13 protein-coding genes are annotated in these 13,376 nt (G+C 42.1%); 3 read left to right on the top strand and 10 right to left on the bottom strand.

Features of this window, described 5'->3' with window-relative positions:
* Positions 1-109: 109 nt before the first annotated feature.
* A complete protein-coding gene (locus tag FJ709_RS18510; RefSeq protein WP_226411922.1) occupies positions 110-3,265 on the top strand; it encodes a DUF3427 domain-containing protein in 3,156 nt (1,051 codons plus the stop codon).
* Between the two features lie 121 nt (positions 3,266-3,386).
* Here the strand turns inward: FJ709_RS18510 and FJ709_RS18505 are convergent, their stop codons facing one another.
* On the bottom strand, positions 3,387-3,737 hold the full coding sequence (locus FJ709_RS18505) for an FKBP-type peptidyl-prolyl cis-trans isomerase (RefSeq protein WP_226411920.1): 351 nt from the start codon (positions 3,735-3,737) through the stop codon (positions 3,387-3,389).
* A 188-nt stretch (positions 3,738-3,925) separates the two neighbouring features.
* Complete coding sequence (dinF, locus tag FJ709_RS18500; RefSeq protein ID WP_226411918.1) at positions 3,926-5,263, bottom strand: MATE family efflux transporter DinF; 1,338 nt, start codon at positions 5,261-5,263, stop codon at positions 3,926-3,928.
* A gap of 14 nt (positions 5,264-5,277) precedes the next feature.
* On the opposite strand from dinF, the gene FJ709_RS18495 reads away from it, so the two are divergent.
* Positions 5,278-6,336 carry a polysaccharide deacetylase family protein gene (locus FJ709_RS18495; protein WP_226411916.1) on the top strand — a complete coding sequence of 353 codons (1,059 nt, stop codon included), beginning with the start codon at positions 5,278-5,280 and terminating at the stop codon, positions 6,334-6,336.
* 25 nt (positions 6,337-6,361) lie between these two features.
* Here the strand turns inward: FJ709_RS18495 and FJ709_RS18490 are convergent, their stop codons facing one another.
* The 6 genes from FJ709_RS18490 to FJ709_RS18465 all read right to left on the bottom strand — a co-directional run bounded on the left by FJ709_RS18490 (position 6,362) and on the right by FJ709_RS18465 (position 11,753).
* Complete coding sequence (locus FJ709_RS18490) at positions 6,362-7,393, bottom strand: protein-glutamate methylesterase/protein-glutamine glutaminase (RefSeq protein ID WP_226411914.1); 1,032 nt, start codon at positions 7,391-7,393, stop codon at positions 6,362-6,364.
* Between the two features lie 301 nt (positions 7,394-7,694).
* Positions 7,695-8,360 (bottom strand): SCO family protein, encoded by a 666-nt coding sequence (locus FJ709_RS18485; protein ID WP_226411912.1) that lies wholly within the window; start codon positions 8,358-8,360, stop codon positions 7,695-7,697.
* An 81-nt stretch (positions 8,361-8,441) separates the two neighbouring features.
* Entirely contained in the window at positions 8,442-9,350 is a 909-nt protein-coding gene (cyoE, locus tag FJ709_RS18480; RefSeq protein ID WP_226411910.1) for a heme o synthase, read from the bottom strand.
* 15 nt (positions 9,351-9,365) lie between these two features.
* On the bottom strand, positions 9,366-10,346 hold the full coding sequence (locus tag FJ709_RS18475) for a COX15/CtaA family protein (RefSeq protein WP_226411908.1): 981 nt from the start codon (positions 10,344-10,346) through the stop codon (positions 9,366-9,368).
* Positions 10,346-10,897, bottom strand: coding sequence for a hypothetical protein (locus FJ709_RS18470; protein ID WP_226411906.1), 552 nt, complete (start codon positions 10,895-10,897; stop codon positions 10,346-10,348). The genes FJ709_RS18475 and FJ709_RS18470 overlap by 1 nt, the downstream gene beginning before the upstream one ends.
* 40 nt (positions 10,898-10,937) lie before the next feature.
* Complete coding sequence (locus FJ709_RS18465) at positions 10,938-11,753, bottom strand: SURF1 family protein (RefSeq protein ID WP_226411904.1); 816 nt, start codon at positions 11,751-11,753, stop codon at positions 10,938-10,940.
* Here FJ709_RS18465 and FJ709_RS18460 point away from each other — a divergent pair.
* Complete coding sequence (locus FJ709_RS18460) at positions 11,701-11,919, top strand: DUF2909 domain-containing protein (RefSeq protein WP_226411902.1); 219 nt, start codon at positions 11,701-11,703, stop codon at positions 11,917-11,919. The genes FJ709_RS18465 and FJ709_RS18460 overlap by 53 nt on opposite strands.
* A gap of 20 nt (positions 11,920-11,939) precedes the next feature.
* Here FJ709_RS18460 and FJ709_RS18455 read toward each other — a convergent pair whose 3' ends face one another.
* Together FJ709_RS18455 and FJ709_RS18450 are read right to left on the bottom strand one after the other, a co-directional pair.
* Entirely contained in the window at positions 11,940-12,815 is an 876-nt protein-coding gene (locus FJ709_RS18455; protein WP_226411900.1) for a cytochrome c oxidase subunit 3, read from the bottom strand.
* Positions 12,812-13,375 carry a cytochrome c oxidase assembly protein gene (locus FJ709_RS18450; RefSeq protein WP_226411898.1) on the bottom strand — a complete coding sequence of 188 codons (564 nt, stop codon included), beginning with the start codon at positions 13,373-13,375 and terminating at the stop codon, positions 12,812-12,814. Before FJ709_RS18450 ends, FJ709_RS18455 begins: the two co-directional genes overlap by 4 nt.
* Between the last annotated feature and the right edge of the window lies 1 nt (position 13,376).

Here is a 13,376-nt window from a genome sequence, read left to right as displayed (position 1 = left end):
TGTATATGCTTCTGTATTCAATTGATAAATATTAAAATTTAGATTACTCATACAAGAGTGTTGTTATAGTATATTTTTATCTTCCGTACTTTGAAAAGGCATATCCGACATGGAGCAAGTTGGTATTTATGAAAAGCTCATTACTCAACTTATTGATAAAAACATAGATCGTGATGTTTTCTATTTAGGAGAAAGGCCGCTTGATAGTGCTGAAGCCAGTATCTGGTTATCCAGATTTTTAACAAACATCATTAAGTATGCGATAGAAGCCGTTCCAAAAGGCGATGACCAGTTAGCGAATCAAATTAGTCTTGCTAACAAATTGGTTTTTTGGCTAAAAGATCATGTCAGTGATGATCAGTTGATATCTGAAAACTTGCTTGATAGTAAAGGCCGTATTTTGACGGCGTTGTTCGAAAAGAAAAACCCAATATCAACCGATTTCCCAGAGTTTACGAAGGCCATTTATCCTCTAACAGGCTTAAGTCAAAGTGAATTGTTTTGTGGCAGCAATGCGGGTATTTCACTTGAAACAGAGCTTAAACGTGAGATCCGCTCAGCAGACAAAATTTATTGGTTAGTGTCTTTTATTAAGTGGGCCGGTATTCGGATTTTTAAGAATGAACTTGAAGAGTTCACTCGCAGCGGCAAAACGCTGCGGATCATCACGACATCTTATATGGGGGCGACAGATGCTAAAGCGGTCGAGTTTTTAGCAAGCCTGCCAAATACAGAAGTTAAATTGAGTTACAACACTAAGCGTGAACGCTTGCATGCTAAATCCTACTTGTTTTTGCGTAATACAGGGTTCCACACTGGATATATCGGCTCATCTAACTTGTCGCATTCTGCACTGACCAGTGGCCTTGAATGGAATTTAAAAATAACCAGCCAAGAAATCCCCCACATCATAGACAAATCTCTCAACACCTTTGAATCCTATTGGCAATCGAGTGAATTTGAATTGTTTAAGGGTGATATTGAATCTAAAAACAAACTTCACGAGGCGTTGCGGGAAGCTAAGGGCGGTTACAGTGACGACAGTGCATTTCATTTTGATATAAAGCCCTTTGCACATCAGCGAGAAATCCTTGAGCAGCTGGATGTTGAGCGCACAGTTCATCAGCGGTATAAAAATCTAGTCGTTGCGGCAACGGGCACCGGTAAAACGCTTATTTCAGCGTTTGATTTTGCCCGTTTTTATAAACAGCATCCAGAAGCTAATTTTTTATTTGTGGCTCATCGACAAGAGATCCTTAAGCAAGCTTTGTCTGCCTATCGTGGAGTATTGAAGAATAATCAGTTTGGTGAATTGTGGGTTGCTGAGCACAAGCCTAATAGCTACCGGCATTTGTTTGCTTCGGTACAAAGCTTAAACCTGCAATTAGAAAGCTTGCCACTCACCGCTGATTTTTATGATTATATTGTGATCGATGAAGTACATCACATTGCAGCCAGTAGTTATCGAGGATTACTAGCGCATTTCTTACCCAAGATTTTATTGGGGTTAACCGCCACGCCGGAGCGTCATGATGGGCAAAATATCCTTGATGACTTTTGTGGGGTAATCGCTGCAGAAATTCGTTTGCCTGAAGCCATCAATCAGCGCTATTTATGTCCTTTTCAGTATTTTGCAATTGATGATGATACCGACCTTCGCAAAATTAAATGGCATCAAGGGCGATATGATATCGCAGAGCTAAGCCATCTTTATACTCATAATGAACAACGAGTTACTCGCATTATTAGAAGCCTAAAGGAAACAGTCACTGACATTCGTCAGATAAAAGCCTTGGCGTTCTGTGTCAGTAAGGAACATGCAGAATATATGGCAAAGAAGTTTAACTTAGCCGGTATTAGTGCAGATGTTCTTACTAGTGATAATAGTCATGAACGGCAACAAAAACGCCAGAGTTTAATTAGCGGTCATGTGAACATTTTATGCGTGGTGGATATTTTCAATGAAGGCGTCGATATTCCAGACGTTGATACATTATTGTTTTTACGTCCAACCGAAAGCTTAACCATCTTTTTGCAGCAGTTAGGGCGAGGATTGCGTTTAACCGATGATAAACAGTGCTGCACGGTATTGGACTTTGTGGGTAATTCTCGTGATGAATATGACTTTTCACAAAAGTTTCGCGCGTTGGTTGGTAAAACGAATCAATCGATTAAAGATGAGATAACCAATGACTTTCCTCATTTGCCATTAGGCTGTCGGATCGAGCTAGAAGAACAGACTCAGGCAATGATTTTACGAAATATTAGTCGTGCAACCATGAATGCTAGCAGGTTGCGCCAGCTCATTAATAATTTCGAGCACCAAAGTACGCTAACCTTAAGCTTGGCTAATTTTTTACGCTTTAACCCGAATGTTAATTTAGAAGATATTTATAAGCTAAAAATGAGCTGGCTAGAGCTCGTTGAGAGCGCACATAAAAACCAAATAAATGAGCCAAATTTAGATACAAGTCTGGCGAAAGCCTACTATCGCGCGATAAATAATCATTTGTTCGCTTGTAGTTCTATCTCATATTTACAGTTTTTAAAGCAGCTAATTATCAATAACTTCAGTTTCGACGATATGGATGCGACCCAGTGCCAATTTGCATTAATGTGCCATTATAATTTTTGGGATAAGTCGGGCGCCGAGCTAGGTTTTACCAACCTTAATCAAAGTGTTGCGGCGTTGAGACATGCTCAGTTACAAGCTGAACTCCTTGATGTCATATCGTTACTTATTGAGCGTATACATCATAATGAACTTGAAATGCTTATCCCTGCAATTCCATCTTTGAAAGTGCATTCAAGGTATACCAGAGAGCAAATACTCGCAGCCAGTGGCGCAAGTTCTTTTGGCAAAAAATCGACAGCCCGTGAAGGCGTTTTAGTCCTTAAAGCGCTTAATGTTGAGTTGCTGTTTGTGACCTTGAAAAAGTCAGTTAAACAATTTTCACCAACGACCATGTACCATGATTACGCGATCAATGAATCGTTATTCCATTGGCAATCTCAAAATAGTGCAAGACCCGAATATGGCAGAGGTCTGGGTTACATTGAGCATGAAAAAGAGGGCCGTAAATTGATTTTGTTTGTGCGTGAGCAAGCGACAGATGAAAACGGCCGCACCATGGGTTTTGTCAATTTTGGCGAAGTGCTTTACATGGCGCACTCGGGGACTCAACCCATGAGTATTACTTGGAAATTAATGACGCCTATGCCTGACGCTATGTGGCATGAAGCTGCAAAATTAGCAGTAGGATAATCCTTTCATATAGGCATATGAAACTGTTGAAAACAGGATGTTTTCGTCAAGCCCCCATGGATGGGTTTACGGCGTGTTGCAGAGGACGATGTGGAGGGTGTGAGACCATTATTGGCGTGACTTAATCATCACGGGTTAACACTTCAAGCAATTCGATGTCAAAAAACAAATCTGAATGAGGTGGGATTTTCTCGCCAATTTGACGCTCGCCGTAACCAAGGTTTGCTGGCACTGACAATTGACGCTTGCCACCAACCTTCATCGGATTGTCGCCAATAATGCCCATATACCAACCTTGAATAACCCGCTTAGCGGATATCACCACTTGAAATGTATCCGAACTATCAAACACAGTACCGTCGGCTAGTTTGCCAGTATATTTACAGGTAATTAATGCACCTTTTTCGGCGGCTTTACCTGTGCCTATTTGGGTGTCGTTGATGATTAAATCTGTCAATGTTGATGAGGTCATAGGGTGTCTTATTGATTAATTGTTTGATGTTAGTCGCTGGGCTAAAACTCAGCAGTATGCCGGTATCATAGCAGTTGATATCAACATCTTTAAAGCCGCGAGTTTACGTTTCGATAATCACTATGTGATTTTTTTGTAATCAATAGGGAGTGGTGGATTGATTCAAGATGATTGTATTTCAAAAGTATTTACCCAAATTTTAGTTTGAGTCGATATTGATAATGCCAACCCAAACTAATGCTGCGAAACAGCATAAATGCACATAATGCGCCCCATAAGGCGTGGTTGCCAAAGGATTGCAAGCTCCACCAGAGTGGGAAGTAAACCCCAAAGGTGGCGATAATCATGCTGTTACGCATAATATGTCCCTGGGCGGCACCAATATAAACGCCATCAAATAAATAGCAGCCAAAGGCTACAATAGGCATGGCGATAAGCCACATAAGGTAGGTGCTGGCTGTTTGTTGTACGCTGGGGATATTGGTCAGAGCGTTGATAATATGTTGGCCAAATAACCCAAAGAAGACACTGAAAATAACAGCGATAATCGCTGACCAGGCAAATGCTAGGCTAACTGATTCAAACAATAAGCTGGGGTTATTCTGCCCTACAGCGCGGCCAACTTCTGCTTCGGCGTAGTAAGCAACCCCATCGAGTGCATACGATATCAACATCAATAAATTGAGCAGTACCGCATTAGCGGCTAGGGTATCGTCACCTAACCCCGCGCCATAAAAAGCCATAAAACTGAATGCTGCTTGCAGGCATAAGCTGCGAATGAATATATCGCGGTTTAAGGTGAGTAAGCGTGATAAGCCTGTAAAGCTTAAGTGTTGGGTTAACTGTGGCCAGGTAAAACCAGGCTGCTTTTGCAGTTGCTGTTTAACCATAATTACCGCCACACTAAATGCACACATATCAGCGATCACCGATGCTAAAGCCGCACCTTGTACGTTCCATTGAAAACCAATTACAAACACCACATCTAGAATAATATTAACAATGTTGGCAATAATTAGCTGCCACATAGCAGCTTTGGGTTGTTGCCTACCAAGTAGCCAGCCTAATAACACTAGGTTAGTTAAGGCGAAAGGCAATGACCAAATGCGGATCTCCACATACTGACGACAATAAAATTGTACCTGTTCGCTGGCTTCAGTTAAGTGCAGCGCTAATGACAATATTGGCTGTTGGAATAGAAGGGCGAAAAAGGCCAGTAAAAGCGCTAAACTGATCCCTTGAATAAGCAATTGCTGCTGGGTATGGTGATCGTTTGCGCCAAAAGCTTGTGCCACTAACCCTGTGGTCGACATACGTAAAAAGCCTAATAACCATATTATTAAGGTAATAATGGTACTGCCCAGCGCCACTCCGCCTAAGTAATAGGCTTCACCAAGATGACCAATAACCGCAGTGTCCACTAAACCTAATAGTGGCACTGTGATATTAGATAAAATCATTGGAATGGCTAGCGCCATTAATTGGCGGTTTTTATCGCCATTTAACAGTAAACGAAACACAGACATATTTGGGAAACACTATGCTTAAAAAAGTCATGTTAGTGGCGGGCGCAATATTAACGGGGGTTATATCGTCATTGGCCAATGCCGTGGTGATATTACAATACCACCATGTGTCTGACAGTACACCCAAAAGTACCTCAGTTACCCCTGCTCAATTTGCCGAACAAATGCAATATTTGGCTGACAACGACTTTACGGTTATGTCTCTGACTCAGGCTGTTGAACAAATAAAATTGCAGCAAACTGGATCGCCTAAGCAAATCGTTATTACCTTTGATGATGGTTATGACAGCATTATTGACAATGCCGCACCGATTTTAGCTAAGCATCAATTCCCATTTACTGTGTTTATCTCTGTTAAGCCTATTGATGCAGGATATAAGGGGATGATGAGCTGGCAGCAGATAAAAAAACTTACTGAACAAGGGGCGACAATCGCCAATCATAGTTGGGGGCATGAGCATTTAATTCGCTATCTTGCCAATGAAACCACTGTGCAATGGCGGCAGCGGGTTGGGCAAAACCTGTTGAAAACAGAAGCTGAAATTAAGCAGCAAACAGGGCAAAGTGTGAAAATGCTGGCATATCCATATGGTGAATATAATGCTGAGTTAACCTCATTGCTGGATGAGTTGGGTTTTGTTGGCTTGGGTCAGCAATCTGGCGCAGCAGGGAATTATTCATCACTCACGGCATTACCGCGTTTCCCGGTAGCCTTTGATTATGCCGACTTGTCTGAGTTAACGATCAAGTTTACCAGCTTGAACATGCCGGTAATTAAGCAAAACATTACCGATCCACAATTAAAAAATGGCCAATGGCGCCCTTTGCTTGAGGTAACAGTCGACACCACTGATATTGATAAGCACCAAATGATGTGTTTTGTGCAGGGCCAGGGAAGTCAGCCTGCTATTTGGATTAATGATAATACTTTTTCTGTGCAGGCGAAGCGCGATTTACCCGCAGGACGAAAGCGCTACAATTGTACTGTGCCTAGTAAAACCCAAACAGGCTATTATTGGTTTTCACAAGCTTGGGTAAGGCCTAAAAATGATGGCACTTGGCGTGAAGAATAGCGAAACCTATTCTCATAAAAACACATTAACTGATGGTGAGTAAGGTCAGTAGTTTGTCGCTAATTTGAGTTAGAGGTAATACTTCACTGGCTGCCTCAATGGCAACCGCGGCACTGGGCATTTGCCACACCAACGACGAAGCTTCATCTTGTGCTATGGTATAAGCCCCTTTTTGTTTCATTGCAAGTAGGCCTGTGCTGCCATCGGCGCCCATTCCGGTCAGTATAATACCAACAGAGTTTTGAGCCGCATGTTCAGCGACGCTATTAAATAATACGTCTATCGAGGGTTTATGGCGGTTTACTGGCCCAGTGTTAAGTAGTTTTGTTTTAAAGTGGTTGCCTTCAGGTTCGATGGCTAAATGCTGATCCCCTGGGGCAATATAAACGTTACCTGCGGTGAGCTTTTCACCACCTTGGGCTTCTATCACATTTAAGTGGCAATTTTGATTTAGCCTAGCTACAAATGAGCTGCTAAATACTGGCTGTATATGCTGGGTAATCACAATGGGTGGCATATTTGCGGGTAATGCCATCAGAATGGTTTGAATCGCTTCAATGCCTCCTGTTGACGCCCCTATGGCGATAAGTCCATTTTTAAACTTCCCCGTCACTGGGGGAGCTATTGCATGATGATGGCGAATAGCCGGTGGTGCATCAAAGGACACTTGTCCTGCAGCGGTGACTTTTTGAACTAAATTATTTTGAAATAATGATAGGCTATTTTGATAATGGTTTTGTGGCTTAACAATATAATCTATAGCCCCCAAAGAGAGTGCTTCTAAGGTGATGTCGGCTGCCTTTTTAGTGAGCGAAGACACCATCAAGACTGGCATGGGTCTTAGGCGCATTAAATTACGCAAAAAAGCCAGCCCATCCATTTTTAGCATGTCAACATCAAGGGTTAACACATCAGGTGAAAGTTGTTTAATAAGTTCGCGAGCTTCATAGGGATCTTCTGCTTCACCCACAACAATAATATTATCATCAGTATCAAGCATCTGAGTGAGTCGCTGGCGCATTAAGGCAGAATCATCTATGACCAATACTTTAATCATTTAGCCTCCTTTCAAGTGGTGATAATAATACGTTACTCCCTTACGGGCGAAATAAATAGCGTGTCCTATAAACTAGACACCAGTAGTTAAGTTATGCTGGCTTTGAGCGTGATTAATTCATAACGGTTTGAACGTTGAGTTATGCGTTGGTTCACCTATTTTTGAAAAATGAGCGGGAGTGCCTTTCAAGTATTGGTGCCTTTATAGGCAATATCAAGTATCCGATGTGTAAGGTAGTGATATAAAATATTTAAAGTGTACTTTTTAGGGCTTACGGTTTTTTATGCATAATCAACAGTTGTTAAGTGTTATCAACGATCTTTTTAAAATCAGCAATTAACTCATTATTCAGTATTTGAGGTGTCTCACCCGGCTTAGGCTTGGCTTTAAATACCGCTATTTTTTCCGCATTAGGTGAGACCAGCACATATGATGCGCTGTGGTCGACTTGATAATCATCACCATCACCTACCATGGCATAAGCAAAGCCGAGATCGCGGCTAAAGGGAAATAGCTGAGCGTGTTCAGCGCTAATGGCTTTAAAGTCACTATTAAAAAAGTTGATGTAATCTAGACGTTTGGTTTGCGTGTCACGGTCAGGATCGGCTGATACAAACACCACTTGTATGGTGTCAGATATTTGCTGTAAAGCTGGGTAGGCTGCGGCCAGTTTGTTAAGTGTGGTTGGGCACACATCTGGGCATGAGGTGAAACCGATAAAAAATAAGCTCCATTTCCCCTCTAAATCTTTGTTGGTAATCGTGTTGCCATATTGATCACTCAAACTAAACGGCGCCAATTTACGAGGATTATCGTAAATAAAGCTGGTGGCTAAATCTAGGGAGTCGTATTGCGACTTAGTAAGTGACGTTGTAGGCATATTATCTGCAGGGCTTAGCCATTGATTAGCGACTATGCCCCCGAATGCCATAATTATCAGTGCGACAATAATACTGCGCTTACCCATTTACCACTTCCCTAGATATTGATGTTAGCTGCCAATTTAGCGTGTGCATTGTTATTGTAAGTCACTATTAAACTTAACGAATTAATTCACCCACAAGTAATGATCAACCAGCAAGATAATAAATAGCACCATTAAGTGGTAAATAGAAAATTTAAATACATTCATCGCTAAACCTGAGTAGTCATGGTACTTAAGCTGCCAAGCTTTATAAATAAATCCACAACTCAGTAGCGTTGAACCAACCAAATAAACTGGGCCTGACATTCCGACTAACACGGGTAATAAGCACGCAATGGCGAGCAGTATTGTGTATAGCAAAATACAGGTTTTGGTAAACTCAACGCCGTGGGTGACTGGCAGCATTGGAATATTTACTTTTGCGTACTCTTTACGTCGATGAATGGCTAGCGCCCAAAAATGCGGCGGTGTCCAGGTGAAAATAATAATCACCAACAATAACGCATGACCATGCATTTCATTGGTGACAGCGGTCCAGCCAAGTAAAGGGGGCATTGCGCCTGCTAAGCCGCCAATTACAATGTTTTGCGATGTTGCACGTTTCAAATACGTGGTATAGACCAAGGCGTAACCAATTAGGCTGGCAAAGGTAAGCCAAGCTGTGAGGGGGTTAACCCAGGCATACAGCATCACAAATCCTAGCACCCCAATAGATACCGCAAACACTGCCGCTTTTACGCCAGATATTTTACCTTTAGGCAATGGACGGTTATAGGTTCGCGCCATTAGGCCATCTATTTTTCGGTCAATAAGGTGATTAAAAGCGGCTGCTGCGCCTGCCATTAATCCTATGCCGACCATACCGACAATTAAAGGTTGTAGTGGTACTGCGCCCGGTAAGGCTAAACACATACCCACTAATACCGTCAGTAGCATTAATGCTACCACTTTGGGTTTAGTCATTTCAAAGTATGCCCGCCACTGGAATGTGAGAGCCGCACTTGGAGCGTTGAGGATGATCGGTTTTGTCATTGTTATGTCCTCTAGTTACGCTTTACGCCATAGGGCGTAGTTAATAAATACCATGGTGAGCAGTAATAATGCTGCGCCGCCATTATGTGAAACTGCAATGCCTAATGGTAAATTCATCACCACATTGCTGATGCCTAACGCAACTTGCACAATTACCATTAAAATAAGTAAATAGGCACTGGTGCACATGGTGGATGATTGTGCTTTTAATAACTTGAACGCCAACCAAACAAGCATTACTGCGGTGAATACTCCCCAAATACGATGAGTGATGTGAATCGTCATTCTGGTTGGATAATCTAATACCCCATATTCAAAACTGGGATGGTCACCTTGAAAGGGTGAAAACGCATCGGCAAAGCGCAGATTGTCTATCCAATTCCCCTCACAAATTGGCAAAGTGGTACAGGCCAGTGCAGCATAGTTAGAGGATGTCCAACCACCCAACATGATTTGCACCACTAATACCACTAAGCCTATAGCAGCCAATGGCGCCAGTTTTCGAGCATAAGTATCACCGCCGGGAATACGTAAAGGCTTAGTACGTAAATACAAAATGAATAATAGTGAAAATAGGGCAAAACCACCGATTAAGTGAGACATCACTACAATCGGCATCAGTTTCATGGTGACCGTCCACATCCCTAACGCGGCTTGAAAAATGATTAAGGCTGAGATAAATATTGGCAACTTTTTTGGCGCTTCACGTTGCTTTAAACACATGATTAAAATCACCAGCACCATAAGGCCTAATGTGCCAGCAATGTAGCGATGGATCATTTCAAGCCAAGCTTTTTTCGGTTCAATAGTGTGTTCAGGAAAATGGGTTTCGACTTTTGCCAGTTCATGGCTTTCATTGGGAACGGTTAAATGACCATAACACCCAGGCCAGTCAGGACAGCCTAAGCCCGCATCTGACAGGCGGGTGTAAGCGCCCATTAGAATTACCATTAAGGTAAATACTAAGGTGAATTTAATCAGTTGAGGAATATGCATTAGCCTACCCTCGACAACTTAAGCATTTTACGTAGGTCGGCAATGATCGCTTTGCCCTGAACAATATTGGCATCACGCCCCAATACTGCGTCATATTGCATGACTAAACTGCCTAATGGGTCGACGATAATCATTTGTTGTAACCGTAATAATTCAGCCATCTTGCTATTAATTACAGCGGTATCAAAAGGAATGTGTAGCTGTTTAAGTGCCTCGATATCACTGTTGTCTTGCAGCAGTATCATTGGAACTATTCTGTCGCGGTCTCGCCCAAGGGCAATGTGACTTTGATTAATAATATATAATCTGTCTACACATTGTTCATCGCACTTTTCAGGCAGCAAATACACCAATTGCCATAAATGTGGCTTAGGGTTGTCCATATCTAGGGTGCTGTAAGTAAGGTCTGTACTGAGTAGCGCGCCTTTATTGGTTGCGCCGCCATGATACAAATCCATACTTAATACTAGTTTGGCCAATGCCACAGGCACTAAAAACACCACAAACAAAAGTATTAATGTTTTATTACTTTTTCTAGGTTGGGAGTTCATTCTCTCTCCTCTTATTACTTGTTATATAATGGAAAAATATTTAACGCCTTAATTGCTGCCACTTTTTCAGTGTCAGCCAAGTCATTAATCCTAAAAACACTGCGGCCATAGTGAACCATTGCAGTGCGTATCCTTGATGTTTATGGGCCGATAATGGAATGGGTTGCCAGGGTTGTGGTAAGTCCATATGGGGCACATTGTCAGGTTGTAAAACCACAGGTAATAATGGATACCCCAGTGTTTGTGATAACTCATCTATGGCAATATTTTGAAAGCGCATAGGATTTCCACTTTCAGCCATAAGATGGTCGCTAAGTGGATTAGTTTGCTTTTGATAAATTCGCCCGAGTAATTTGTATCGTCCTGCAGAGATAGGGTTAATTTGTGGCAAAATACGGCGATCTTTATTGGCTGGTATAAAGCCTAGTTCGACTAATAATCGAGGCTCAGTCTGCTTTACTTGAAATACTTGGTAGGCCAAGTAACCCACTTGACCTTGGTATACTTGATTATCGAGTAATAAAACCTTGTCAGAGGCTGGCGAAGCTGAAACGGCTACACGGTAGCCTGTCAAAATATTTGTCTCAGACGCATCAGTAGTCTGTGAAGCAATGATTTGTTGTAAGGACTTAAAGGTAATTGCAGGCTGATTTTGTCTTTCAATTAACGTTTGTTCCCAAGCTTGTTTGAATTCGGCTCTATCAAGTTGCCACAAACCTAGCTTGACCAGAATGCTAAACACGCTCACAGTAATAGCAACAAAAACAAACGCGGCCCAACCTAAACCCGCAAAAGGATTGCCTGTGACAGCCCCTCTGTTCGTTAAGTTAGTTTTAGTGCTACTGCTTGTATTCATTCTATTTAATTTAGCCCGCGCATTATTTATTATGGTAAAGGGTGAAAACACCCAGTCTATGAGTCGCTTTTTAGGGCGTAGGGTAATGTTTTCTGCATTCGTAGTTATTTTGTTATTGATTGCCATGGGACTAGGCATAATTGAGCCTAACCCACGGCCTTACTAATATGCGCTATTTACCTGTTGCTACAACACGTAAACGAACACAAATAAACATAACCACACCACATCAACAAAGTGCCAATACCAGCTACCTGCTTGAAAGGCAAAATGTTTGTCTTGGGTAAAGTGACCTTTCAGCACCCTTAAAAGCAGTACAATTAAAAACACTGTCCCTAAGGTAACGTGCATACCGTGAAAACCGGTTAACAAGAAGAAGGTATTGCCATAAATACCCGACTCAAGCGTTAAGCCCAAGTCGTGGTAAGCATGGGTATATTCTTCTACTTGTAAAAACAAAAACGCAGAACCTAAAAGAATGGTCAGTCCTAACCAAATTTTCAGTGGAGTACGTTTCGCTTTTTCTAAACTTGTGTGAGCAAAATGCAATGTTACCGAAGAGGTTAATAACAATATCGTATTGATAAGCGGTAAACCTGTCCACGGCATAGCTTCGGTGGTTGTGCCATCTGGAGTCTTAACCAGTGGCCATACAGCTTCAAATGCTGGCCATAATACTTCATGGGTCATGGCATTATTTGATGCACCGCCTAACCAGGGCATTGCAATCATTCTGGCATAAAATAATGCGCCAAAAAATGCCCCGAAGAACATGATTTCAGAGAAAATAAACCAGCTCATTCCTTGACGAAAAGAACGGTCCATTTGCGCCGAATACAAACCGGACATAGATTCATCAATCACGGTTTTAAACCAACCAAAAATCATAAATATGATCACAGCGATACCGGTTATTAGAATATAACCGCCATAACTGGCTTCAGTTGATAGTTGTTGTACGTAACTGCCTGCGCCAAAGGCGATTAAAAATAGGCCAATTGCACCAATGATAGGCCAGGCACTTTGTGCTGGCACATAATAGGCTTCATGCTTTGTGGTCATTTTGCTGCTCCTTGCTTTACACCACCGCCGACTTTGTCGGTAATGTCATAAAGGGTATAAGAGAGAGTCAATGTATGAATTGATTCTGGTAAATCAGGATCCACGTAAAAAACCAATGGAAGTTCAGCGCTTGCTGATGCCGCTAGCGGTTGTTGATTAAAACAAAAACACTCTGTTTTATTAAAATAGGCAGCACCTTGACCTGGTGATACTGAGGGTATCGCCTGGCCAACCGTGTCTTTTGTCGATAAGTTTCTGGCATAAAACTTCGCATGGGTAAGCTCTCCAGGGTGCACTGTAATACGATTGACCTGAGGCTTAAATTCCCACGACATATCAGATTGCACCTGCGCGACAAATTCAATGGTAACGGTGCGGCTTTTATCTACAATCACCGCTTGGTAAGTGCTGGCGGTGCTTTGGGGCTTACCATTAATCCCCAAGGCATCACATAGCACGTCATACAAAGGCACCAGCGCAAAACCAAAGCCGAACATACCCACAGCGCCTAAAATAAGCATGGTCAGTAATTTACGATTCGATTTTGTTGGCTGATTCATC

The organism is Shewanella glacialimarina (assembly GCF_020511155.1).
In the GTDB taxonomy this organism is placed as follows: Bacteria; Pseudomonadota; Gammaproteobacteria; order Enterobacterales; family Shewanellaceae; genus Shewanella; species Shewanella glacialimarina.
This window is presented reverse-complemented; position numbering and strand designations above follow the sequence as displayed.